Annotated in this window: 23 protein-coding genes and 1 tRNA gene; 17 read left to right on the forward strand and 7 right to left on the reverse strand. The window is 49.2% G+C overall.

Features of this window, described 5'->3' with window-relative positions; genetic code table 11:
- Positions 1-8 precede the first annotated feature (8 nt).
- The 11 genes from LG198_RS02730 (at position 9) to LG198_RS02780 (ending at position 10545) form a co-directional block, all read left to right on the forward strand.
- Positions 9-494 (forward strand): A24 family peptidase, encoded by a 486-nt coding sequence (locus LG198_RS02730; protein WP_230341631.1) that lies wholly within the window; start codon positions 9-11, stop codon positions 492-494.
- Positions 482-964 (forward strand): TadE/TadG family type IV pilus assembly protein, encoded by a 483-nt coding sequence (locus LG198_RS02735; protein WP_268866759.1) that lies wholly within the window; start codon positions 482-484, stop codon positions 962-964. Before LG198_RS02730 ends, LG198_RS02735 begins: the two co-directional genes overlap by 13 nt.
- Before the next feature lie 42 nt (positions 965-1006).
- Positions 1007-1903: a Flp pilus assembly protein CpaB gene (cpaB, locus tag LG198_RS02740; RefSeq protein ID WP_268866760.1), complete on the forward strand. Its 897-nt coding sequence runs from the start codon at positions 1007-1009 to the stop codon at positions 1901-1903.
- A complete protein-coding gene (locus LG198_RS02745) occupies positions 1904-3268 on the forward strand; it encodes a type II and III secretion system protein family protein (protein ID WP_230341634.1) in 1365 nt (454 codons plus the stop codon).
- Positions 3268-4509, forward strand: a complete 1242-nt coding sequence (locus tag LG198_RS02750) for an AAA family ATPase (protein ID WP_230341635.1) — start codon at positions 3268-3270, stop codon at positions 4507-4509. Before LG198_RS02745 ends, LG198_RS02750 begins: the two co-directional genes overlap by 1 nt.
- Before the next feature lie 9 nt (positions 4510-4518).
- On the forward strand, positions 4519-5772 hold the full coding sequence (locus tag LG198_RS02755; protein WP_230341636.1) for a CpaF family protein: 1254 nt from the start codon (positions 4519-4521) through the stop codon (positions 5770-5772).
- An 8-nt stretch (positions 5773-5780) separates the two neighbouring features.
- Positions 5781-6692 (forward strand): type II secretion system F family protein, encoded by a 912-nt coding sequence (locus LG198_RS02760; protein WP_230341637.1) that lies wholly within the window; start codon positions 5781-5783, stop codon positions 6690-6692.
- Between the two features lie 194 nt (positions 6693-6886).
- Entirely contained in the window at positions 6887-7789 is a 903-nt protein-coding gene (locus LG198_RS02765; RefSeq protein ID WP_230341638.1) for a type II secretion system F family protein, read from the forward strand.
- A gap of 4 nt (positions 7790-7793) precedes the next feature.
- Positions 7794-8552, forward strand: coding sequence for a tetratricopeptide repeat protein (locus tag LG198_RS02770; protein ID WP_230341639.1), 759 nt, complete (start codon positions 7794-7796; stop codon positions 8550-8552).
- The gene (locus LG198_RS02775; RefSeq protein ID WP_230341640.1) at positions 8549-8821 is read left to right on the forward strand and encodes a DUF3613 domain-containing protein; all 273 of its coding nucleotides are present in this window, start codon (positions 8549-8551) and stop codon (positions 8819-8821) included. The genes LG198_RS02770 and LG198_RS02775 overlap by 4 nt, the downstream gene beginning before the upstream one ends.
- 8 nt (positions 8822-8829) lie before the next feature.
- Positions 8830-10545, forward strand: a complete 1716-nt coding sequence (locus tag LG198_RS02780) for a TadG family pilus assembly protein (RefSeq protein WP_230341641.1) — start codon at positions 8830-8832, stop codon at positions 10543-10545.
- An 11-nt stretch (positions 10546-10556) separates the two neighbouring features.
- Here LG198_RS02780 and sugE read toward each other — a convergent pair whose 3' ends face one another.
- From sugE to LG198_RS02805, 5 genes are all read right to left on the reverse strand, one after another.
- Entirely contained in the window at positions 10557-10874 is a 318-nt protein-coding gene (gene sugE / locus LG198_RS02785; protein WP_230341642.1) for a quaternary ammonium compound efflux SMR transporter SugE, read from the reverse strand.
- A gap of 251 nt (positions 10875-11125) precedes the next feature.
- Positions 11126-14251, reverse strand: coding sequence for an efflux RND transporter permease subunit (locus LG198_RS02790; RefSeq protein ID WP_230341643.1), 3126 nt, complete (start codon positions 14249-14251; stop codon positions 11126-11128).
- Positions 14252-14261: 10 nt separating this feature from the next.
- Entirely contained in the window at positions 14262-15314 is a 1053-nt protein-coding gene (locus LG198_RS02795) for an efflux RND transporter periplasmic adaptor subunit (RefSeq protein ID WP_230341644.1), read from the reverse strand.
- Positions 15311-16762 carry a TolC family protein gene (locus LG198_RS02800; protein ID WP_230341645.1) on the reverse strand — a complete coding sequence of 484 codons (1452 nt, stop codon included), beginning with the start codon at positions 16760-16762 and terminating at the stop codon, positions 15311-15313. Before LG198_RS02800 ends, LG198_RS02795 begins: the two co-directional genes overlap by 4 nt.
- Positions 16763-16981: 219 nt before the next feature.
- Positions 16982-17230: a hypothetical protein gene (locus tag LG198_RS02805; protein WP_230341646.1), complete on the reverse strand. Its 249-nt coding sequence runs from the start codon at positions 17228-17230 to the stop codon at positions 16982-16984.
- A 367-nt stretch (positions 17231-17597) separates the two neighbouring features.
- Here LG198_RS02805 and LG198_RS02810 point away from each other — a divergent pair, with 367 nt between their 5' ends.
- The 3 genes from LG198_RS02810 to LG198_RS14410 all read left to right on the forward strand — a co-directional run bounded on the left by LG198_RS02810 (position 17598) and on the right by LG198_RS14410 (position 19583).
- The gene (locus tag LG198_RS02810) at positions 17598-17900 is read left to right on the forward strand and encodes a hypothetical protein (RefSeq protein ID WP_230341647.1); all 303 of its coding nucleotides are present in this window, start codon (positions 17598-17600) and stop codon (positions 17898-17900) included.
- Positions 17901-18791: 891 nt separating this feature from the next.
- Complete coding sequence (locus LG198_RS02815; RefSeq protein WP_230341648.1) at positions 18792-19346, forward strand: hypothetical protein; 555 nt, start codon at positions 18792-18794, stop codon at positions 19344-19346.
- A 147-nt stretch (positions 19347-19493) separates the two neighbouring features.
- Complete coding sequence (locus LG198_RS14410; RefSeq protein WP_407659137.1) at positions 19494-19583, forward strand: PEP-CTERM sorting domain-containing protein; 90 nt, start codon at positions 19494-19496, stop codon at positions 19581-19583.
- Positions 19584-20183: 600 nt separating this feature from the next.
- On the opposite strand, the gene LG198_RS02820 is transcribed toward LG198_RS14410, so the two are convergent.
- Positions 20184-20268: transfer RNA gene (locus tag LG198_RS02820), tRNA-Leu, on the reverse strand.
- Positions 20269-20360: 92 nt separating this feature from the next.
- Here LG198_RS02820 and LG198_RS02825 point away from each other — a divergent pair.
- Positions 20361-22133: a hypothetical protein gene (locus tag LG198_RS02825; protein WP_230341649.1), complete on the forward strand. Its 1773-nt coding sequence runs from the start codon at positions 20361-20363 to the stop codon at positions 22131-22133.
- 126 nt (positions 22134-22259) lie between these two features.
- Here the strand turns inward: LG198_RS02825 and LG198_RS02830 are convergent, their stop codons facing one another.
- Entirely contained in the window at positions 22260-23327 is a 1068-nt protein-coding gene (locus tag LG198_RS02830) for a radical SAM protein (RefSeq protein ID WP_230341650.1), read from the reverse strand.
- A 1184-nt stretch (positions 23328-24511) separates the two neighbouring features.
- Here LG198_RS02830 and LG198_RS02835 point away from each other — a divergent pair.
- A complete protein-coding gene (locus tag LG198_RS02835) occupies positions 24512-24814 on the forward strand; it encodes a hypothetical protein (RefSeq protein ID WP_230341651.1) in 303 nt (100 codons plus the stop codon).
- A gap of 95 nt (positions 24815-24909) precedes the next feature.
- Positions 24910-25383 carry a PEP-CTERM sorting domain-containing protein gene (locus LG198_RS02840; RefSeq protein WP_230341652.1) on the forward strand — a complete coding sequence of 158 codons (474 nt, stop codon included), beginning with the start codon at positions 24910-24912 and terminating at the stop codon, positions 25381-25383.
- Positions 25384-25546: the final 163 nt, after the last annotated feature.

The raw sequence follows: 25546 nt of genomic DNA on the forward strand, positions 1-25546 counted from the left end.
ATGCCCTTATGTTGTCTTTATGGGCTTTATATGTTGTCTTTTTTGATCTTACTCATAGAAAAATTCCTAATTTTTTTAGCTTCGGGGCAATAGGTCTTGGATTGGCCTATATGTCAATAACAGGGCAAGTTTACTACTACGGCCAACCCATATCCTCTGCCTTTTGGGGTTTGGCCGTAGCTTTTCTTCTGACGATCCCTGGATATGCCACCAAGACACTAGGTGGCGGGGATGTGAAATTATTGGCAGCCATTGCCGTGCTATGTGGTGTCAAGGTGGTAGTGGCCAGTTTTGTACTGGCGTCGATTGGCGTGCTGGCAGGATTGGTGATTTGGTGGCACCTGACGCCGCAATTGATGGCATCGGGTTGGATATCAGTGAGCCGGGAAGGCCGCAAGCAACGCTATATCCCATTCGGGGCGGCACTGGCATTGGCAATGTGTGTGGTTATCCTGTTTCCGGAAATGTGGGGAATGGAATTATGGCATCTATAAAAAGTACATTGAGGAAAAGCACATCAAGACAATGCCAGTCAGGTGCGGCTGCCATTGAGTTTGCCATGTTGTTCATGCTGTTCTTCACGTTGTTTTATGCCCTAGTGACTTACGCCATTGTCTTTCTGCTGCAATCATCATTTGTATTTGCCGCATCTGAAGGCGCGCGCTCTGCTATTGCCGTGGATCCAATGGCGTCCACTAATGTGAACAGTGTAATGGCAGCAAGGGTAAGGCATACGGTGGGCAGTACCTTGACCTGGCTGCCTGAAAATATCCGGCAGCACGTGCTGGGTGAAAATAACGGCAATGTAGTGGTGGATGTGGCGGGGGATAGTTTGACTGTACGGGTGGTTTACCACAATTACAGCGGCAATCCAGTCATCCCCATTCTGAATATTCCCGGTTATGGGCCCATGTTGCCCATGCCTCTGCACTTACAAGGTAATGCCAGGATAAATCTAGCTTGACCCTGGCATTACTGCTGATTTCAACAGCGGGCCATAATAAAAATGAGCGGAAATGCGTTAAGGATTACAGCAATCCTTTTATTTATCGGGGCGGTATTGGTGGGCTGGTATGGTATCAGGATGAGTCATCAGCCTGAGGTTCATACGCCAGCCCCGGTTTCTATTGTGCGTTATTCCCAGGTTGTGGCACGCCAGGATGTTCCCGCTGGACATGTATTGCTGCCAGAGGATCTGGCACTGGACGAAAGTGAAACCCAGAACCAGCTTGCCTACACATCTACCGCAAGTTTGGTCGGGCGAATGGTGGAAAGCCATGTGGAAAAAGGCGCCATCTTGCTGCCTAGTCATTTTCCGCAACGTGGCCCAGCCGCCCAATTGCTCAAGAGTGGCGAGCGAGGCGTTGCAATTAAGGTAGACGACGTGGTGGGGGTGGGTGGATTCATTCAGCCTGGCGACCATGTTGATGTGCTTGTATATCTCAACAACAGTAATGGCATGACTACAGACAGCTCCGCACAATCCATCCTCAAGGATGTGCGCGTTCTCAGTTACGGTGAAACCCTACAGCAGGATGTCTCCTCCTCAAGTATCTCCCCCGGATCTGCTTCGATGCTTGTCAATGGCAATGATGACAAGCATCAGGCGCTGAGTGGACATTCTGCTGTAATCGCCGTGAAAGAGGAGGATGTGGCGCGCCTGATGCTGGCAGCCAGCGGCGGCACTTTGCGCTTGTCGCTACGAGGGGCAAATCCAGAGTTGCCGAGCAAGGCAAGTGATTTGGTTCGTTTGTCAGAAATTGCCGGAACACAGCAGAAGCCACCGGTTCAAGCGGCATCCCGATCAGTAAAAACATTGCCTGTACAGAAAAAAACCGAAGTGATCAGCGTCATCGTCCACGCCGGTGATAAGACAGAAACAATCAGTTTCAAAGGACAGTAAATGGCTGCGTTGAACTCAAGGGGAAAACTGGTCTGGATATTGGGGATTGGCTTATTGCTGCTGGTGCAGAGGGCGTGGGCCGAAGATATTTTGGTCAGCATGGGGCAGCAAAAGATATATGAGCACACGGTGGCATTACATCGCGTCGCTGTCGCCAATCCTGATGTGCTGGCTGTCACCATGACCAGTCCCAGGACCTTGATAATTGTTCCCAAGGCCGTAGGCGCAACTGAAATCAGCTTGTGGGATGGTAAGACAAGTCAGCCCAATCGAGTACTGCAAGTCAGTGTGGCACCCTCTCTTGCGCTTGAGGAGCAAGGATTAAAAGCTGCGGATGTAGATCAATTACATATTGAGGCAGCGGGTAGTGGTGTTGCGCTGGCTGGAGAAGCGCTCTCACTAGAGGAGCATGCGCGGGCGCTGGAGTCCTTGCAAAAAGACCGTAACGGGCCGCTTGATGTATCGAATAGTGAATTTGAAAGCCACGTACAGATTGACATCAAGGTGGTGGAGGTTAGCAGGCAGAACGCCATGCGCTTTGGTTTTTTGGTCGGGCGCAATGGCGGCAATCGCAGGGGTTTTGGTGTTGTGTCCCCGCCTGACACGCTATCAGGAGTAGAGAGAGATGCAACGGCAACGGGCTTCAACTTTGTCAGCGGCTCGGGTTTTTTACCTGTCTTGAATGCCTTTAATGTCGTATTTGGCAATAATGGCTCCGGTTTGCTGGGCACATTGAGCATACTTGAAACCAATGGTTTTGCTTATACGCTTGCCGAACCGTCGCTATCTGCGATCTCAGGCCAAACTGCCACGTTCCTCGCCGGGGGTGAGTTCCCTGTGCCGATCCGCACAGGGGGCGGGTCAGATAGCGCCATCACGATCCGTTACAAGGAGTACGGCGTTAGGCTAATGCTGACCCCCACCATCCTCAGTGGCGAGCGGATTTTCCTCAAGGTGGCTCCCGAAGTCAGTGAGCTGGATTTTGCCAATGCAGTGCAGACTGGTGGGGTGGCCGTTCCTGGACTCAAGGTCAGGCGTACGGAAACCAGTGTGTCGCTGGGGAATGGCGAAAGCTTTGTAATCAGCGGCATGGTGAGCCGTAACACGGTCAACAACATAGACAAGATGCCCTGGTTGGGAAATATCCCCATCATCGGGGCATTTTTCAGTTCCAAGCGCTTCGATCGTGAGGATAAGGAGTTGCTGATGGTGGTCACTCCGAGGCTAGTGCGCCCCATTGCACGCAATGCAGCGTTGCCCGCATTGCCGGGCGAAGAGCTCAAGCATTACAAGCCGTCATTCAGCGAGTTTTTCCTCTCGCGTGATGCCTATCCAAAACCAAGTTCAACAGGGATGTCACGCTAATGCAAGATAGCCGCAATTACATTGTTGTCAGCAATGGTGATGAGTGCATACGCTGGCTCAGGAACATCTCCGATCATTCCAGCAAGTTTATCTTTGTGGAAGAGCAGAATATTGCCAAGGTATTCCAGCTGGTGGATGCCGTCGATATCAATGCAGTATTGCTGCACATGCGCTCACAGGATTTCCGCCAGGAGGTCGCATTATCACCGGCATTCCTGCAGGAGATCGCGTTTATTGAAGAGATCAGCTCCACCAGGCCTGATCTGCCGGTGCTTGCCCTGGCGGATACTGCCGATGAGCAGCTGCTGTTGACGATCATGCGTGCGGGCGCAAGGGATTTTATTCGTATCGGCAGCAAAGAGAATGAACTGCTTGCCATTCTCGGGCGCTACAGTCTGCGCAATGCCATCAAGCGTGAACAAGCCATTCCGCAGCAGGCAGCAGGCAAGATTACTGCCATTATCAATGCCAGGCCCAGTCCGGATTCTGCCATGTTGGCGGTTCATTTGGCGCAGGCAATGCAGGAGAAGGAATCTACCCTGCTGGTCGATTTGGGGATCCCGCATGCGGACAGCCTGTTGTTCATGGGCGTGCAGGGGAAATATAGTTTTGTTGATGTCATGCGTAACCTGGCCCGTGTCGATGCGACCTTGATTGACACCGGGTTCACCCGCCATAAGTCTGGCTTGTCGGTGCTTTCCATGCCCGATGACCCTGAAGACGATTTCCAGATTTCCCCTGCTGACATCTATACCGTTCTACGCACATTGAGAAAGCATTTTTCCCAGGTGGTGATTAACCTGGGGGGAATCACCCGCGTGGATTTTCTGCAGCTGTTACTGTCTGCAGTGGACCGTACCATTCTCGTGGCTGAGCAGAGCGTGCCCAGTTGCAAGCGCAATTATGAGTTGTTGCGCGCCCTGCGTACGCAAAAGCTGGAGCTGCATAATACCGGGTTGGTGCTGGATCATTATCTTGCCCGCCTGATGCCGGATGCGGACAATATTGCCAGTTCATTTGACTTGCCTGTGCTGGCCTTGCTGCCACCTGCGGGCATGATCAGGTTATCTGCAGTCAATACTGGTGAAAGCATTCTGGAGCAGAGTCCGAAAAGTCTTTATGCCATTCGGATACGTGAGCTTGCGAACACCTTGCTGGAAACCCGGGGGAAATCGCGCAGGCAAGGCCTGGTTGCCAGCGTGCAACGCCTGTTCGGTGATTTCCATCTGATCAGGTCGTAACTACCTATCATGAGACTCTCTGAATATGGGTTTGACCTCAAGGCTGCGGAACAGTCGCAAGACACCAAGCTATTGCTGCATAGCTATTTGATTGCAGAGATCGAGCAGGATCGGGCTGATCTGTCCAATATGTCGCGCCAGCAGATGTTCACTTATGTCAACAGCAAGGTGTACCGCTATGTGGCGGAAAAACAGCTGGTAGTGAGTGCATATGACCTGGAAAAATTGACTGAGGAAATGGTCGATGAACTGGCCGGCTTCGGCCCGTTGGAAACCTTGATCAAGGATGATGGCATCAACGACATTCTGGTGAATGGCGCCAAGGATATTTTTGTGGAGCGCAAGGGCAAGCTTGAGAAAACCCAGTTGCGCTTTATTGATAACGAGCACGTGTTGCGCGTGATTCGCCGGATTCTTTCCCCGCTTGGCCGTCGAGTGGATGAGGCCAGTCCTACCGTAGATGCACGCTTGCCGGATGGCAGCCGGCTGAATGTCATTATCCCACCGCTCGCCTTGAACGGCCCTTGCATGTCCATACGCAAGTTTCGCAAGACGCCTATCCTTGGCAATGACCTGCTGGCATATGGCACCTTGAATTCGCAAATGCTGAGTTTTCTCACCAATGCCGCCCAGCGCCGGGTGAATACCATCATCAGCGGGGGTACCGGGGCGGGGAAAACCACTATGCTGAATTTCATGAGCCGTTCCATCCCCAGTGGCGAACGTATTGTCACGATAGAGGATGCAGCGGAACTCAGGCTTGAGCATGAACATGTCGTACGCCTGGAAACGCGTCCGCACAACCTTGACGGCGTGGGAGAAGTGTCTGCGCATGACCTGGTGCGCAATGCGCTCCGGATGAGGCCAGACCGTATTATTCTCGGCGAAGTGCGCAGCAAGGAGGTCATGGACATGCTGCAGGCCATGAATACCGGCCATGAAGGCTGCATGAGCACCGTGCACGCCAACAATCCATCGGATGCTTTGTTGCGCCTGGAAACATTGGCCGGCCTGGCTGGGTTCCAGGGTGCCGAGACGACCTTGCGCAAGATGATTTCTGCAGCCATAGAGCTGATTGTCCAGGTGACGCGCATGCCCGATGGCAGGCGCAGGATTACGTCCATTGTCGAAGTGGTGGGGATACGGGACGACCGCTTCGTGACGAATGAGTTGTTCAGCTATAACCCGGATCTGGAACAGTTTTCCAGCCTTCCGGTAACGCCGAGCAATCCCAAGCTTCGTGGCGCACTTGCCTTCAGTTAGGAGGAGTGATGAATAGATGGATCGTTCTATCGTTTTGCATCATGTTGCTGGTATTGGCCTTGTTGTTATGGTCCGCAAGCAAACAGAAGCAGGTCCAGGCCAAGGCACGGCTCAATTTTGAACAGGCTTTGCCCTATTTCGGCAAGATGGACAACCTATTGCCGGGACAGCATGAAAGCTGGATAACACGCGCCAGGCTGCGCTTTGCGGTGGCATTTTGGTTTGAGCCGGCACCTTGGCATATCGTCGTGATTGGTGGATTCCTGCTGCTTTTTCTCATGCTGGGCAATGTCTACATGCCGATGTGGCAAGCCTCATTGTGTACGCTGATATTGGCTGCCGTTGTGCTGGTAGTCGTTCCCTATCTTCGTTTACGTCGGCACCAGCGCGTGATTGTTGCGCAAATCCCGCTTTTTATTGACCAGGTTTCGCGGGCGCTATCCACCGGAAAGAGTGTGGAAGGGGCGGTGCGTGGCGTGACCGAGGATATGCAAATGCCGCTCCGCGCAGTATTGGATCGTGTGGTGCGTGCGACTGACCTCGGGGTGAGTTTTGCCGATGCGATGCAAGCGGCTGCCGAGCTGCACCACATCAAGGAGCTGGGGCTGATTGCATTGGCAATCCGTATCAGCAGCAATTATGGCAGTTCGCCGCAGGAGCTTTTGAAAAGCATTGTGCAGATGATACGCCAGCGTGAACAGGCACAGCGTGAGCTCGCCGCCATGACGGGGGAAACCAAGATTACTGCCTGGGTGTTGTCATTAACGCCTTTACTGATTGTGGCCTACATGTTTTCAAGTAATCCGGGATACATCGACATGATGCTGAATGATCCATCCGGCGCCTTGATATTCAAGGCGGCGTTGATCATGCAAGGTGTGGGTATCCTGATTTTTTGGCGCATGATGAAGAGTATTTAGGGCCTGTTGATGTTTTGTTTACGACCGCGCCGGCGCCGGTTTTTGTGCGGGGTAAGGCATGAGGAGAGAAGTTTGGTTATTCCAAATGAACGACGAATAACGCAGCACCGTGCGAAAACCGGCCCGGCCCTTCGGGTTGCGCGCCAAATGGCGCAGCAACGCGGCGCGCGAACAAAACGTCAACAGGCTCTGGCATGAATACCTGGGTAGTCATCAGCGTCGTGGGCTTGTTGGCAGGCAGCGTGATATTGATGATCGCTGAATTTTCAAAGCGTACACGGCGTGATGCGAATGCCCGCTTCGATGAAGTTTTTGGCCGTAGGCGTGGCGTTCACCTGCCATCGCCAAAACGGGGCCTGGAGCGCTTTATCGAGCAGCTTTCCATCCTGCCTTCAAGCAAGGACCGAGAAATCCTCAAACTCTTGGTACAAGCAGGCTATAGGGGCAGGGCGCGGATTGTTTTCAATGCGTTTGTCCGCCTGGGGCCACTGGCCTTTGCCATCGTCGTGATGCTGGTGACATTGATACAAGGCCAGGACATGTTCCGTTGCCTGTCGCTTGCCTTGTTTGGATTTGCCTTTTTCTATGTTGGTATCCGCTATTTGCTGCGTTGGCGGGCAGCGCGCCGGCGCAAGCTGATCAGCAAGGAGATCACTACTTTTCTGCACCTGTTGGTCATGCTGTTCGATTCCGGTTTATCACTGGAGCATTCCTTACGCATTATGGTGGAGCAGGCTGGGGACATCATGCCTCATCTGGCGCAGGAGCTACAACGCGTGCTGGCCAGGATCAGCACAGGGCAAGATCGAGGAGAGGCATTGCTCAGCATGAGCCAGATGCTCGATATTCCCGAATTGAGCGAGGCAGTTGCCATGTTGAAGCAGGTGGCAGAGCAAGGGGGTAATGTGCGTGATTCCATGATGCGTTATGCCGCGCTGGTCGAGGAGCGCCAGTTTTCCATATTACGCGAGCGTGTCAGCAAGCTCTCGGCCAAGATGACGATCGTGATGATGATATTCATGTTTCCGGCGTTGATGATCTTTATAGCCGGCCCTGGCTTTATTGGGTTGGGCAAGGCATTGAGTGGACAGGGGTAGAGAAATGGATAAATCCAGATGGATAAAATGGTTGCTGGCTATTAGTTTGTTGTGGACTGCATTGCCTATATTGGCAGATGGCAAGGAGCAGAAGAATGGCAAGCCAGTTTGCGCTGAAGCCAGCCAGGAGGACAAGACACAGCTTGAAATGGTGGGCCGGGTGCTGGGGGAGGGCAAGGCATATGCCGCCCTTGCCTTCCTGGATGCAGCGAAGCTGGACTCTCCTGCGGCCAAGTTGTACCGGGCACATGCCTTGCGCCAGACTGCCCAGTTTGAACAGGCTGGTGTGCTTTATCAGCAGTTGGTTTCAAGTTGCGTGGGCGGGTTGGCATACCAGGGGCTGGGCCTGCTGGCTGAAATGCAGGATCAGCATGAAGCCGCGACAAATTACCTCAAGTCTGCAAGCAGGATGTTGCCTGTGGACAGCAGGGTTCGGGGTGATTATGGCTATGCATTGATGATGTTTGGCGATAACCAGGCAGCTCTGACCGAACTGCTGACGGCAATAGAGTTGGATGGCAATAACCGTCTGGCCATCAATAACCTCATCATGCTGATGTACAAGACAGGACAGGATGAGCGGGCCACGCAACTTGCGCGGGATTTCAGCGTCAGCGAACAAAATCTGCAGGGGATTCGTGAAGCCAGTGGCTTGCCTGCATTTCAAGTCAATCAACGCCAGCAATTCTCGCTGGGCAGTTGCTATGGCAATACCCAACTTTGCACCGGCATTCTTAGTCCCCAGCTGGAGGTGGTCCAATGATCAGGAAACTCAATGTAACAGGCTTGTTATGCCTGAGTATTTTTGCGAATTGTGGATGGGCAGCGGATGAACAATCGGAGCCGGAGAGAAGCGAAGCATTGTCGCAGACTGAGCAATGGCTGACCTTGCAGCGTGAAGGAAGCCAGGCATCCCTGAACAAGCAAAACCTGTCAGGGCCTGCCATGGATAACATCCACAAACGTTATCTCGATAGCTTCACTCGTCCGATTCCTGAACGATTTGATCCAGGTCAGTTCAACCGGCAGTGATGCATGCCATGCATACCGCTACCAAAAAACATCAGCAAGGCGCGATCGGCCTGTTTGGCGTGCTGACTCTTATGATGGCGGTGTTATTTGTAGCCGTTGTCGTGGATAGTGGCCGCTTGTGGATGATCAAGCGGCAGTTGCAGAATGTGGCTGACATGGCGGCAATCGCTGCCGGAGGCCAGGCTGGTGGATGCATGCAGGGCAATAATACCAATATGCAGCAACTGGTCATGGCTGCAGCGCAAAATGCTGCTGTGGCCAATGGTTATCAAGGCAATCTGGCTTCTGCGCCAAATATAGTACAGCTGGGGAGCTACAGTACAAGTGATGGTGTTCGCAATTTTATTGCCAATAACGAACGCCGTGCTGTGCGTGTTCTGGCAACCCAGGAAGTACCTTCCAGTTTGTTTGCTGGAGGTATTTTTAATCAGCGGGTCCTGTTGCGGGCAGAAGCGGTGGCAGCGACACGTAATCCATATGCGGTTTTTCGGGTCGGATCGACAGCTCTTGCTATTAATACCGCTGAATCGGAGTTATTGAATTCATTGCTTGGGCGAATGCTACAGACGAATGTCGCATTGAATGTTTTATCTTATAGAGGATTGGCTAATACCAATATCACCTTATTGGACTTATTACGCGCAGGGCAAGCGAATGGATTGACGGTCGGTTCCGTGTCTGAACTGCTCAATGCTCCGCTGGGGCTCAATAATTTTATGCAGTTGCTTAATGTGGCGGTGACTCAAAATGGCAGCAATGTACAGCTATTGGAAGGCGTGGATCGAGGGGTTGTCGAGAATGCACTGACGAAGCTTTTGGGTGCGGCGAATAGTACTGAAATCAAGCTAGGCAATATACTCCAAGTGAGCAATCCAGATTCCAATGCAGTGGCTGCCGCGGGGGTGAATCTCCTGTCACTGATTCAGACAGCGGCATTGGTTGCCAATGGGAACAATTTTATCAATTTGCCACTAGGCGTTAGCCTGCTTGGATTGGCTAATATCAATACACAGATACGTGTAATAGAGCCGCCAAAATTGGTAATGGGTCCGCCAGCAGTTTCAGGAGGAGTGGCGTGTACAATAGCCAGGACTGCACAGGTTCGGGTTGAAACCAATGTGTATCCTTCTGCGGTACTTAGCGTCTTGGCATCCGTCGATCTCAAGCTTTCACTCGAGGTTGCCCAAGGACGCGCTGAGTTGATGGATATTCGCACACGGACAGGACAAACCGACGTTGTGATTGATGCATACCCAGGGCTGATCAATTTAAGGTTGACTAAAACAGGTGACTTATCTAAGCCAGCAGAAATTAAAGCATTAGCGGGGGTTATTAGTACAAATGTCGGTCTACTCAACAATCCCGGCCAATCTTCACCGGCAAATAGTTCGATTACATTTAACGTCAATCATCCTGTGGCCGGGAATGTGCCTAAATCGGCCAATAGTTATGCTGGTACGAAAAGTCTGGCAGATTATACGAAACAGAGCCAACTTGTAATTGAGAATGTATGTCTTGTGGGGATTTGCTTGGATTTCATTGTCGGGCCCATTATAAACACAGTGATTACCCCGGTGATCAATGGGCTGGTTGTTCCGTTACTTACGATGGTGACGGCTAATGTGCTTGATCCCTTGCTTAAGTTGCTTGGTATTAACGTCGCTGGAATGACTGTAATATTGGATGATGTGAACTCCGGCAGTTCACAAGCACTTATACGATGATGACATTCTGATCATGGCGTGGCCAGCTTGAGGCCGATGATCCCTGTGATGATGAGCGCTACACTGATCAACCGAATGGCGCTGGTGGGTTCGTTGAACAGGAATATGCCCATGATGACAGCACCTACCGCACCGATACCGACCCAGACTGCATAAGCTGTCCCCATAGGCAACGAGCGCATGGCGATACTCAATAGCACGACGCTCAAGACCATGGCCACGATAGTGCCGACGCTGGGCCAAAAACGGGTGAAGCCGTGGCTGTATTTCAGGCCCACTGCCCAGACGATTTCGAGCAAGCCTGCAATGATTAGGGTAAACCAAGCCATTAAAAATCCTTTAATGCCATCATCTCAATGACTACAGTTGTTATTCTTGAAGGGACCTTTGATTTTGGCCCAACCGGGGCCAGGCGAGGTTTGCAGGCAGACCAGCTTGCCATCCAGCTTGCTCTGCCAGAGGTACCAGGGAGCGGGGGCTGCAGCCAGCGGAGCTGACCACAGTAGTAGCAGAAATATTAATCGCCAAGCAGCTTTCATGCAGGCATTTTACCGTTAATTTTCTCGTCCAGGTTGCTTGCTCATGCCAGTGTCTGGCGTTTTTCAAAACGCCCGAGGTGCAGCATGATGGCGGGCATAATCAACAGGTTGAGCAGGGTGGATGTAACCAACCCGCCTACGATGATCGTGGCCATGGGTCCTTCTATCTCACGGCCCGGTTCCCCGCTGCCAATAGCAAGAGGCAACAGGCCAAGGCCGGTGACCAGGGCGGTCATGAGGATGGAGGGCAGCCGTTCTGAGGCGCCACGGATGGCGGTGTCCAGATTCCATTGCAGGCCTTCATGGTCAACCAGGTGCTGATAATGCGAGATCAGCATGATGGCATTGCGCAAGGTGATGCCGAACAAGGTGACAAATCCCACCATTGAACCAATGGAAATCCAGCCGCCTGCCATAACGACGGCAAACACACCGCCAATCAGCGCAAAAGGCAGGTTGAGAAAAGTGAGCATAAGGTTGCGCAGGTTGCCCAATGCGATGTAAAGCATGAGAAATATGCCGCCGAATGCGAGCAGGGAGTGGATGATGAGTTCCTGCCGTGCCTGGCTGCCCGCTTGTGCTTCACCGCTGAAAGCCAGGTAATTGCCGGGTGAAAGCGTGACTTCGGTATTAATGTTCTGCCTTGCCCGGTCATAGAAAGCGTGAATATCACCCTCTTTCAGATTGGCGGTGACAGTCTGGATGCGCTTGCCTCCTTGATGCAATATCTTGGACTGGCCATTTTCCTGGCGGATATCTGCCACATCCTTGAGCTGCAGCATGCGTCCTTCGTTGTTGCGCAAAGGCAGTTTGCCTACCTGTGTAATGTTTTGCCGTGCCTCTGGCTCCAGCACTACTGCCACGCCAATGACGCGATTGCCTTGGTAGACCTGGTTTACCGGCATGCTTTCATAGGCAATTCGGATAGTGTCCAGCACATTATTGGGATGCAGGCCGAATTGCAGCAGCTTTTCCGGAAGCAACCTGATCACTAGCTGTGGCGTACCGGGGGGAGACTGGATCATGACATCCGTGGCCCCGGGTGTTTCAGCAAGCGCTGCTGCCACCGCAGCTGCATCCCGGTTGAGGCTGTCGAGATCGCGACCGAAGATGTTGACCACCAGGGCAGCAGCATAACCCGAGATGGTTTCTTCTATGCGTTCCGTGAGAAAGGTATTGATGGCAAAGTTGACGCCGACAAAGCCAGGGTAGCCTGGACCGTCGTCATCCATGCCGGAGAGTTTTTCACGGATTTCTTCCAGAATACGACGTTGCTCCGCACCAGAAAGTGAACCGATTTCGATCTCGAATTCGCTGTAGTGGGTGCCGAATGTATCGGCCCCATTGGGCGCGCGGCCTACCCATTGGGCGACTGAGCGCACGCCGTCGATGCCTTGCAGCACTTCTGTGACTTTCTTGCCGATGCGTAGCGATTCCTGCTCCGATGTGCCAGGCACTGCCGTCATATGCATGATGTAATGGCCTTCATGCAGGCTGGGAATGAATTGTGTCTTGAAAAGCGGCAGGGAGGTAAGGCCGAGCGCAATGAACATCATGGTGACACCAAACAATACTTTGTAATGTTGCTCGATCCTCTGCAGGTAGCGCACGTAATGACGCTTGATAAATCGAATCAAGGGCGAGTCTTCAGTCTTGAGGTTGGCGGATGGGCCCAGCAGCAAATAACAAAGTGCGGGGGTGATCGTGAGCGCGATCAACAAGGAAGCCATGATGGCGATGATGTAAGCCATCCCCAGCGGGGCGAACAATTTGCCGGCAACGCCGCCTATGGTGAGCAATGGCACAAACACCAGTGCCACGATGAACGTGGCATAGACCACCGAGCTGCGCACTTCCATGGATGCCTTGAATACGACTTCATGCAGCGGCGCTGGTGTTGCCAGCAGGCGGTTTTCGCGTATGCGGCGGAAAATGTTTTCCGAGTCTATGATGGCATCGTCCACTACCTCGCCCAGCGCAATGGCGAGTCCGCCCAGTACCATGATATTGAGGCCAATGCCGAAGTGCTGCAAAACCAGGATGGCGGCAAGCAGTGAAAGCGGAATGGCTGTGGCGGAAATAAAGGCAGCCCGGACATTGAACAGGAACAGGAAAAGTACGGCGATGACCAGTGCGGAGCCGATCAGGATATCCGTTTGCACACTGTCGATGGCCGTTTCAATAAAATTGGCTGGGCGGAATAACGCCGGGTGTACGGTGACTTCCCTGGCATCCAGCACAGACGCCAGCTCTTTCAGGGCGGCTTCGACTGCCTGGGTGACGCCTTTGGTATTGGCACCAAGTTGCGACTGCACGGAGAGATAGATGCCGGTCTTGCCATTGATAGCCGCTGCGCTGATGGATGGGATCGCGCCTTCTACTACCTTGCCGATATCGGAAATACGCAAGGTCTGGCCTGAAGCATGCAATAGCGTCGTGCGCGCCAGTTGTTGCGGGCTCAGGGCCTGGCCCTCGGTATTGATGATAATGCGCTGGTTGTTGTTTTCTATGAACCCGGCGCCGCGGATGCCTGTGCTACGGCTGACGGCATTGGCGATTTGTTGCAGCGACAAGTTGTAACGTACCAGCTTGGCTGGGTCAACCTGGATCTGGAACTGGCGGATTTCGCCGCCAAATACATTGACGTCAGCAACACCCTGGACTGCCATTAAATGCGGCTTGATGGTCCAATCTACCAGGGTGCGCAACTCGCTCAGGTTCCTGACATCCGAGGTAAGCCCGATCCCCAGCACCGTACTGGCTGACGAGGTCAGGGGGGTGATATTGGGTACAATGCCTGTGGGCAGCGTGATGTTCAGTGTGGAAAGCCGTTCGGCAATCACCTGGCGGTTGCGGTAGATGTCCGTGGATTCGTCAAAAATAACGGTGATCACCGAGAGGCCTGGAATGGATTGTGACCTGATGCTGCTGATACCAACGGTACCGGCAATGCCGTTTTCCAGTGGCTGGGTGACTAGGGACTCCACCAGTTCGGCTGAAAGGCCGGGAGACTCTGTCTGGATGACAAGCTGAGTAGGGGCGAACTCCGGGAAGACATCCAAGTGGCTATGGACGGTTTTATAGATACCATACAGCACCGTCATCAGTGCCAGTGCAATCATGACACCGCTGTGGCGGATGGAGAAACGGATCAAGGCTGACATCATGGCTCAGCTCCTAATCGTCGTTTTCATTCGTGATCTGATACTTGAGCTCTTCCGAGAGCAATAGCTGGGCACCATTGGTGACAATGGCATCTCCCGCTTTGATCTTGTCCCGATTGAACCAGCCATGATTGCTTTCAATCTCCGTGCTGATTGGTTTACGCACGAATTTCTCTGAATCCTGCTTGCGGTAGACCCAGGCTTTTCCGCCGTACCAGACTACGGCATTCTGCGGAATAACCACGCCTGTTATCGTCTTGGCGGTGTCCAGCTCCTGTGAACTAAGCCGCATGCCTGCACGTAAATTGACTGCAGGTGCTGTGTAGAAGTAGGTCTTGCCCTGTAGCACGGGGTCTGCCTGCGGCGACAATGCAAGAAAGTGAGCGGTGATTGGGGGCAGGCCGCTACCAACTGGGGTAATACTCAAGGTCGGGCTGGGTTCTGTTTGTTGAGGCGGTAGCACTATGCGCAGCAATACTTGTTTATATTTAAGCAAGGCATTGATTTCAGGCGTTGTGTTGCGCTCCAGTGCGGCTAGCCCGAGTTGCGCGCCCCATTGCTGGCGTGCGCTATAGCGCAGGTTGTCCAATGCTGCTTCATAGGCTTGCAGCTTGGCCTGGTCGCTTTTATACAAAGCCTCTGCCGCGACCAGCATGCGGTCAGAGATATTGCGGTCATTCTGGTTCAGCAGTGCAAGGCGTTCATAATCGTTCTGGCTATTGCTCAAGGCGGCCTTTGCCACTGCCAGGTCGCCCAACGCATTCATATACCGCGTACGCAGATCCAGCAGTCCGTCCAGGCTGAGCACGCTGCCTAATCCTTCCAGCACCGGCTGGTGCTTTGCCAGCGCCAGGGTTTCTGTACGAATGTCGCTTTGTTGTTGCGTCTCTGCACTTAATGCAACGGTAATGACGCCTGTCTCGGTATGCATGCGCAACGGGCTTTCAATCTCTTCCTCTTCATTGAACGCCTCAAATTCATCCTTACTGAACAGAACCAGCAACCAGAGCAGCACAACGATCATGCATGCCTGGATGATGATGACGGCAACGGCTTTTGGGGTCATGTCGTTGTTTCCTGAATAGGCGTGTGCAAACGATTGGAGCGGGCGGGAATATTCGGTATGGGGTCAAGATTTTCCAGAGGCAATTGCATGCTGTCCTCCAGTGCTGCAGCTGCACGTTGCACCTGGTATTCGGCGGTTAACAACCGTTGCTGGGCAAGCACATTTTCCAATTGGTAGGTGACGAGTTCCAGGCGGTCGGCAAACCCGTGCTCAAAGCGCAGCTTGGCTTGAGCTGCCTGCGTCTGCTGCGCCTCATATAGACTGCGAGCTTGCTCAAGCGCTTGCAAAGCGGCGCGGTAACGGCTCTTTGCGCTGTCCATGGCAGCTATTACCCTGGCCTGCAAGGCTTCGAATTGTGCTGCTTCGGTTTCTCGCAGTGCCGTGGCTTCAGCAATTAGCCCCTGGTTTCTATGCAACACATTCAGCAGGCTGCTGATCCCCAATGACCAGATATGAAAGCCTTCTTCATAATCATAGGCAGGTATCAGGTTAATATCCGGATACTGCCGGGCAATCTCCAGTCTTAACCGTGCTTCGCTCGCGGCATAGCTTGCAAGTCCCGCGCGGATATCCACACGGTTGAGTAAAGCTGCATCCTGCGCGGCAGGATTGAGGCTGTTGGTGATATCAATATCATGCCGGGCATCAAGCACTTGTTCATGCGTATAGCGTTGTAGTCTTAGTTGCTGGAACTTATCCAGAGGCAGCCCCGAGTTGCTGGCAAGCTGGGTTTCTAGCCCTTCGATGCGCCCTTGTTCTTCCACCAGTGCTTGCTGCACTCTTTGCCATTGCAACCTGGCGTTACTGAGCTCCACGCTCGAAATCATGCCTGCTTGCAGCCTGGTATTCAGCATTGAAACGATGTCGTTACGCAGGCTGGATTCCTGCTCAAGCATAGACAGGTTTTGCCGGGCGGCATTGTATTCAATCCAGCTGGATAGCAGGCGATAACGCAGATTCCAGGCAGTCTGGGCAATGTTCAACCGTGCGGTTTCGGAAATATTGGTTGCGAGATCAATCCGTGCCTGACGTTTGCCAGCGGTTTCAATCGGGATGCTGAAGCTAAGACTATAAACTTCAGGGACTTCAGGCTCGGTTCGGCGCCCTGCACCCAGTGACCCACTGGGATTGGGACGTTGTCCTGCAGTGGCGATTGCTGCCATCGCGCGGCTGAGTTGAGCACGGGCAACATCAAGGTCGGGATGGAAATAGAGTGCGCAATACATCAGCTCACGCCATCCCCATTGCTCAGGCAGCGTGGTGTAACCTTCCTCGCTCAAATAGGCGACAAAGCCACTATCTCCCGTATCGTGTGCCCGCAATGAGACCTGCCCATGGGCTGCAGCAAGCGGATGCGCATGATATTGCTGATAGCCGCATCCTGTTACCAGCAAGCTGCACAGGGTTATCGTAGTCCATAGTCCGGGCGGTTGTTTTATTGTTCTCATCGCGCCGCCGTTGTTCACTCCACTTGCGATAGTACAGCCTGAGTTGCCTGTCGGCAATTCTAGTCAAAACATGCGGCATATTGCTTGAATAACATACAGGATATTCATTAGCCGTATAGCCTTTAGAAAGCTTTGCAGAGAAAGTTCGGGACGTTATGAAGGAGTGGTTTGGCGGAAGGAAAACTGGCGGGGATTTATGAATCGCCCAAAAAGGGTAGCTTAGCCTGCAATAATGGCTTGAACTGAGTTCAACGCGTCTTGCAATGTTTCTTCGGGAAGGGTGTTGATACTGCTTGCAAGTAGCTCTGCAGCCTCTTCAGTCCCAGTCGGGAGGTCATGGCTGTCCAACTCGGCAATTAGGCCTGCCGCTGCACCTGTTACCTTGAGTAATGCATGGCGCTCACGCATGAGTATTTCTAGCTCGGAGCGCAACATGTTGATTTCATCTTGATTAATTGAGCTTTGCATAAGTTACTTTCTTGTAGAGCTGCATTCTAACGCAAGTCAGCAAAAATATCCCTTTCAAATACAAATTCAAGATGGCGAAATAATAGACTTAATGGATTCATTGCTAATGGGAATGCTTCATACATATATGATATAACTGCAATATTATGGCAGTCGAATTTTTACATGTCTGGTTATGTCTTATCACCAGCCAGGATAGTCCGCACCATGGTGCGTGCTGAATAGTATTTGTTCTGTCATTTTTAACTCTTTATCAATCCATTCAATTGGCATAGTGTTTGCTTGATTAAAGTGTTTTAAATTAGTAGCTTAATGATGATTTTTTACTAGCGGTAATCGACAAATACTTTTTCAGCAAGGAGCTAACATGGCTATTCTCGTGACTGGCGTTAGATTTAATGAAAATGGAAAAGAGGTAACCCATGTTGAATGGGGTACTGTTTATGTCTACAACCCCAAGCGGTGGGTAACTCAACCACAGGTGACAGATGTGCATGATCTGATTAATGCACTTAACGAGGGCACAATGGTGCAAAGCCGATTTGTCATTGGTGGAGACCAGGTTCTGGGCCCGGCGTTGAAATTGAAGTCACTGGCAAGCGGTGGTAAAACCATTCAAATGGCTCAACGAAAAAAGCAACAGGCATTGAGCGATCTTCCTCATGTATGATTGTTATAGACACAGATGTACGATTTTCCAATGATGGATGTGAAGTTACCTCCCTCGCATATGGGCGTGGTGGATGTACATGATTCCGCGATTAGGTTGATACACCTAAGCTGGCTGAAGTAATCGAAGTGATGAATTTAATCAACAGGAGCCGCAATGACTGCTCTTTTTTTTTGAGGCGTTTCGCGATGTGCCTTTGCAGAGTTTTGGCGATGAAGCAATTGAGTGTCGCATTATCCGGCTTAAACCAGCTCACACCCAAGTAATTTTTGCTTATGTAGGGGATGAATAAATGAGAAGAATTGACACGCCGAACAGCGTTGAGGAGATGTTTGGTATCAGGAAAATGTAGCACCAAGGCGGCAGGAATTCTAGCGACTGAGCTGGCAGCCTGATCTAGGCTTTGGTTCAATCTAGCTCGGAGGGGATTGCTTCCACCCAGATTATGTGCCCCCGGACTCTGAGAACAATGAGCTTATATGCAGCATTCGAACTAAGGGCGCTGCTGTCACCTTAGCAACTTGCATTCTGGAGACGTGGAAGGGAACAACCAGCGGCACAGTTTGGAATCGGGTTTCGGAGTTGCACTGGCAAAATAGCCGCATGTTCTGGGCCCTATTGGGCGCCAGGCGGCAAATACGTGCCACCCGTCACGCGTTGCTACTCCAACTGGAACGGCTGGCAAGGCGATTTGCTACTGGTGTCGGCCATCTGATCAACCCACCTCTACCCAGGCCCCACCAAGGAGAGAACTCCCATGACCGACGCCATCAACGCTCCGTCCGCCGCGCGACGCCGTCTTCGTGAAAGGATATAAAATGACTATTAGCTCCAACGGATATAAATATGTAACCTAATGTTTTACTTGCCTTTTATTTCATAAAGGGGGGCGTGAAAAAATTATTAGCGATCACCTTGCTTGGTTTATTAAGCACCAATGCAAATGCGGCAGTGGTTGGCACCTTTAGTATTAGTGATATTAATATCGACTTTACAAGTGGCGGGAGGTCTGATGAAATTATTGGTAAAGTAATCTTTGATGGTTCTTATCTATGTGGTTCTGTTTCTGCAGAGTCTAATGGTCAAGAACCGCAAACTTATGCATGGAACAATCAGCCTACGCTGGATAGTATCAGCTCTATCTCTCCTAGTACTGAAATATCATTGACAACTGGCAGTCCGCTTGATTCTGTGGGTGCTAATATTGCCATTGATGTGACGAATGGGCATGTGCAGGGGGAAGGTGTAATTGGATTCAGATTTGCTGATAATCAGCAGGTGGGTATCCCCAGAATTAAATACAATGTGTCTTATGATGTGCTTATTGATAACGCTGCAACTGAGCTAGAAGATTATTACTATTTTGAACAAGAATGGGTTATTTTAATGAGGAATGGCGATACGATCACAGAATTTGGTATTCCTACCCACCATGATAACTCCTGATGGGATTACCATGATGGTGGGCAGGAGTATCATGTTTCAAGAAGTGGTATTGAAGTAGAGCTTCCATTAAGTTAAATAGGGTTTGGGGCTAGAGATTTCTCGGGAGAGGAGATTCAATTTAGGTGGCGATTCAACGTACATTCAAATATATCAACCGTACCAGAGCCATCTACATATGTATTGCTTGGCTTAGGCCTTGGGTTATTAAGTTTTGCTGCTCGACGCAAAGGTAACTAAATGAATGTAGTACTGACAACAAGCCACCTTCAGGTGGCTTCTTTATTGTTTCAAACTTCCCTGATTTTGAGACGCACCGCTCTTTAAGATTTCACTCAAGCATTTCATTATCACCTGGAGAGGGATATGCCCTCGCACGTTGACGGATTCTTTGCCTGGACTCAGGCCTTGTGGTATCGACGATTATTTCATTTGTTTTTGACGTGCCCATGCCGACTGTACTGGTCGCATTCATCGGCCCTATTTTGCAGTATTTGTCGAGAAGATCGCCAAATATTTTATTCGGGATTTTGGGTTTGTCGCTGACCAAGTCGCGAGAGATATCGACCGAGCAGGCATTGACCTACGCTTTGGTCCCAAAAGGTTTTAGATTTGCGCTTATAATTGACCATGACCTTTGCGCGCCATGTGCCTTCCTTAGGTTCTCCTGATGGATACCATCTTGGATTCTCCGGTCAATTTCGCGTAAAGCACACGTAAAATTGCGTAACGCATACGAAAACCGCATAAAATAGGGCGCTTGCTTTTTGGTGTGAGGTCCCAGAACATGCGCTTTGGGTTATGATTTGATTAAATTTATTGGGATTTGCACCAATGATGTGGTGCGAAAGGAGAGACTCGAACTCTCACGCCTTGCGGCGCTGGAACCTAAATCCAGTGCGTCTACCAATTCCGCCACTTTCGCTTACACTTTAAGCTGCCTAGGCAGGAGCAAGATTATAGCGCAGTTTTTTGCGCATGGGTAAGCTATGTGTAGTCGATATGGGAGCGGCAATAATGAACTATGGAAATCTTGTAGCAAGATTGAAGGGTGCATTTAAGTTTGCACCATTTAACACTGACAATTTTACAGGACAAACATCTGTAGACTCGGGGTCGGAGTTTGTTCAAGTTTTTGATAAAACGAAGATTTATACAAGAGATGCTTATAGATCCCCTTTAAAGGCCATTGGAATTCCGGGAAATTTTATTGAGTCTGCAACTTCAGGCACAGTCGTGGCTACTCCAACACCGGCCCCTCAATTGCCACTGCCTAAATTTAAAGGCAAGCCAGCTAAGAAAGTTGATATCCTCGTAGGCGTGCCCTTTTATATGGATGAGGTGCAGGCTAATTGGCTTATTAAGGGTGCTGCGAATGTATGGTCGGATGATTCATGGAATTTCGAGAGTACAGATGGCCTGGCAACCCTTCGGAACTATGACATTGACTCTTCTTTTAGTAGAGGAACGAACGTGCTTTTGAATAATGATCGTAACCTTGTCTATACTGCTAATCCGCCAATGGGTCAGAACTGGGTTCCTGCAGGACATGCTCCTAACCCGGCAGGAGATAATGAGTATTGGTTGAAAAAACCCGCTCTTAGCTATGATCCTGAGCGTCATAGAAACACCGGGCATGGTCATGGCGATAGCAAATTCATGCTCGCTAAAACACTAAAGGATTTAGCCGATGTCGGGGTGGATTACATCAGAGTTCAGCAACGCACCAATCCGCCATTATTGGCGGACGGCGAAAGGTGGGAAGTGCCTGAAACAAACTATAGCTATTTTACTACGGTGATCTTGAATGATTTGCCTAGCGATTTAGTAGGGCCAAACGGTATTCAGCCTGTTTTTTGGATTCAATCTACCGGATACACTGCATCAAGAGGAGGTTGGAATAAGGACTCCAGTTACACAACAGCGGAAACTTCTATCGATAATACGACAAATCATAGATTGTATCGCGTCAGGGGGGGGCAAGCGGTGTCTCCTAATGAACCATCACCCAGTAACAACCCTACAAAATGGGAACTTGTACCAATGCCTCCTGAGTGGGTTAATTTGGCATCTGTCTATGCTAACTCTTTGTATAGAAATAAAGTTATGTCATTTATGCATACACCTGCCGCAAATTTTTCAGATCGAACACCGAGGCGACTTGCACTTGTGTATGCCCACGAAGGCGGTCAATTAGGTGGAACCGATACTATTGGCTTTAATACTTTTCGATTCTGGCTTCGTGAGTTCTCTGCAAAACTGGTTGTGGATTCTGGCGGGTTTTTTGAAGGAGTTGCTTTCCTTGCTCGAAACTCTATTGCACCTACTGTTGCGGACGGGGTAACTTATTCAAATGGTTGTATTTCATACGATGATGATTGGAATGCGGCTCGTATATTGCTTTTGCGGGGTGATTATGAGGGTTGGGGCGCATCTTTTGCAGAAACGCAGAAGCCCCGTTTAGAACGATCCATGCAAGGACTGTATGATAACTTCGGAACCTTTAACGGGAACATGGCAAATGGACAGTCTCGCCGTGTTTATGTAGTACCAGCGTCTCTTGTTTCAGTAGCGCCTCACCCTTCAGGTTTTTACTACCCTGGACATAGTCCAGAATTGTTCTCCAAGTTTATTGCGAGAGCAATCGTTCGTATTCAGGCCGGTAATGGCTACCCTATACTTGATCTAGCGAATGCTGGCGAGCTTGCAGAAATGGGAGCTGGTATGTATGTGAACAACCTTAATTTTTACGCATACCTTGACGCGGCGGCGGAGAACCTGCTGGAATAGTACATTTTCGCACTCCTGATAGTGCCGTAGCCAAGCACATATGCAATGTTAGGTTTAGGATTGCACTGAACCTATCGAAGTCACTACAACCATCGAGTCGTTGCAGGGGAATATGTGCGTTTGCAATTAATTCCTAATATGCCTAATAACTAAAGAAATATAGTCTTTTATTCCCCTGCTGAAAATGAATGAGCAATGTCTTTGGCAGCTTGTCATCATTTTTCGATGTATTATAGCGTTATTATTCTTAATGATTGAGTCAATTGAATCATAATTTAAAATGTTGCCAATAGTCTCATCGTATCTTTCGCACAATTTAATTTTTCCATCAGACATGATAAAGATATTTTGCATGGATGTGCTACAAAATCTTCTTTTCTCGATTGATCCTTCAAAGTACTTAGTCCACGATTTTAAATTTGAAATTGAATTAAGAATAATCTTATTATTATTCTTAATTCTTTCCAATAGTATGTTTACTTGTTTATTAATTTCCTCACTCTGCTTTGGCATTAAACGGGCTGATCCATGATCCTCTGAAAAAACTAATACTGGTTGATAATGAATTCCACCAGCTTTCACAGATTGAGCAAAATCTGATAAATTACTAATTTCATTTATATTTTCACTTGTTATTACTGTTTTGATTCCAATAAATGTTTTACTTCTCAATTTCTTTGCAATTTGAATCAATATATTAATATTTGTTTTTACTGATTCAACTCTATCAACTCCACGTATTTTTTTATATGTATCTTTATCAAGGCTATCTAATGAAACATGAACTGCGAATGGTTTATGTAGTAAGATATTTTCAGCCTTATTTTCGTTAAGAATTATTCCATTAGTTACTATGGTGAATATAATATTAAGTTTGTTGCAATGACCGAGAATCAAATCAAAATCTGGGCGTAAAGTTGGTTCTCCTCCGACAAAACTAATTTTTATGTTGGAGTTATGCTTCTTAAGTTTATTCAATGTGTCAATAACTTGTTCTGTAGTCATCTCGCCCGGTAACGGTTTTATTGTATAGGAACTGCACATTGCGCATCTTGAATTACATTGGGTATTGATTAGAAATACCGCATTAGAATACCTAACAGGTTCAATTTTGAAAAAGTAATATAATAAATTCTGGGATACTCCGTTAAAGTAGCTATGTGCTAATCTTGCAAAAGAAAACAGCTTATTCATTTTTCCCCTTTCATTTTCTATATCTAATTATTTTTAGAGATTCAGTTTAGCCATTTTTTAGGATTTTATAAATAGTCTGATATACCTAATGATGGCATGAGTATTAGTCATGCCGTTTTATTCTTCGGATCAGTTCAAATGCAGTCAGCTTCTTGATTAGTCTTGTCTAGGCTATGGTTTTGTATCATAGAATGTAGGGTCTTCCAGCATGGTCTTTTCCCTGGTGCGCTTAAAAGTGTATTCACTGTTTCACGCACGCTGAGTGGCCGTGTCGTCATTTTCCCTGAAATGGCACTCAGGCTCGAAAAATAGCTAGGCATGAAAAATGGAGGCAAGGCTGATCTATGGCTTGCTGAAAAAGCATCTTACGACCTGTTATAGGTCAGATGATCATTCAAGCCAAAGATCAAGCCTGTATATCGGCTGCAAAGAGCAGCCAGCTACTTGATAGCGATCAAGACCAAAGTACTAGCCCATCGCAACAGCATGAAAGAAACTATGTACCTGATGCGAATACCAGCCAATGCGGCCCGATCACACAATAGCTGTCTTGGTTCTTCCTTTCAGGTTTTTTAGATATAGGTGTTTGCATCAGTCCTGGAGAAGTTCTCACAGGGTTTGTTCCCTGTAATGGTACAAAGCTTTGCCATACCACAATGATTGGTCAGCCATTGAATGCATACCTTGCCTCTATTGTTAATGTGGTGTTTTGTGATGGTAATGCCAGTGTGAGGTCAGTGCATAGTATTCTTGCGCACTTAGAGGGATCATCTGGAGCCTCGTTAAAGTGCTTCATGAACAAAACTCGCGCATGTTTCGTCCTTATTTGGCACCTGACGGACAATATATCGTGGTGAGTGACGTGCCCAATTGAAATGACTACAAGGGTAACTTGCATTTAATACCTGCTAGTTAGGTCAGCTATTTTCGATGCATAACAGATAGCTATTAATGCTAAATAGTTAGTGCAGCGAGATTATATATAACTATAAACTCATTTTGTAAGATGCTTTATTTAGGTTCCGAATGGGATTGTGAAGAAATTTTTAATTATTTCAATATCGTTACTGGGACTAACTTGATTCAGTGACACAAAATCTAATAGCTTAGTCTGTTTGCCCTATTGTCCTGGAATGGGAAATGGTTATCCTCTTTAAATTAATAATTATTTGGGGAGAGAGAAAATGAAGAAAGCAGTTGTAACGTTGTTTTTACTGTCTGTCAGTAGCGTAGCGAATGCCACAATGGTGGGAAGTTTCAATATCAGTGATTTCAGTATTAATTACGTTCGGTTTGCTGGAAATCAACAAGGCCCAAATGGGGGAATGTACTCAAGATATGAATTGTTAGAGATCGCGAATATTGACCCCACATCGGTAAGTGGGAGTTTGTATTCCAGGTATTCGCCTCAAGCAGGGCAGGGTGGTTTGCCTCCTGCCAACTACATTGACGTGAATGGTATACAGACCCAGATCGACCCTCTCTAAGCTTCCATGCCGATGGAATTCAATTAGATGCAACTGGATCTACTCCAACTCAACCTGGTAACTTCAACTCGAATTATGTAGTTGATGGTGCTAGCTTGAGTTTTGATGGAACCTTTAGTGGAAGTTTCACCAATGTCATACCTGGTCAGTTTTTAGAGATCAGCTTTAATTCTAATGGTTTTGGGATTGCCGACCCAGATCTGCCATTGGGTCGTGGCTTACAGTATTTCGAGATACAGTTTAAACTCTTTGGTGATTATGAACTGTATGCAATTAACCCTTGGGGTAATGAGCTGAACCCGTGGAATATGTACGAGGGTGCTTATTACAATTTCAGTACTGGATGGACCCAATTTGAGCCCGGTGTCAGAGATGTGGAGTGGAACACTGATGTTCAATTCAGATATATACTCCCTGCCGATGTTTCAAGTTTACGATACGAGATTACTTACAGTTATTGGATCAGGGAATTTGTACCTGCAGTACCAGAACCAAATACTTACACAATACTAGGACTGGGTCTGGGTTTATTAGGTTTTGCAGCACGTAACAAACGCAAGCTCAAGTAAAAGTTTTATGTAGTACTGACACAAGCCACCTTCGGGTGGCTTTTTTATTGTCTCAAATTTCCCTGATTTTGAGACGAGCCAATCTTTTAGGGTATGCCGATCATCCGCGTAATGTGGTGGATCTTCCAAAGCTTACTATCAAGTCCATGGCAGCAGGGCGCTA

Origin of the sequence: Methylobacillus arboreus, from assembly GCF_020532725.1 — a bacterium.
Taxonomy (GTDB): Bacteria; Pseudomonadota; Gammaproteobacteria; order Burkholderiales; family Methylophilaceae; genus Methylobacillus; species Methylobacillus arboreus.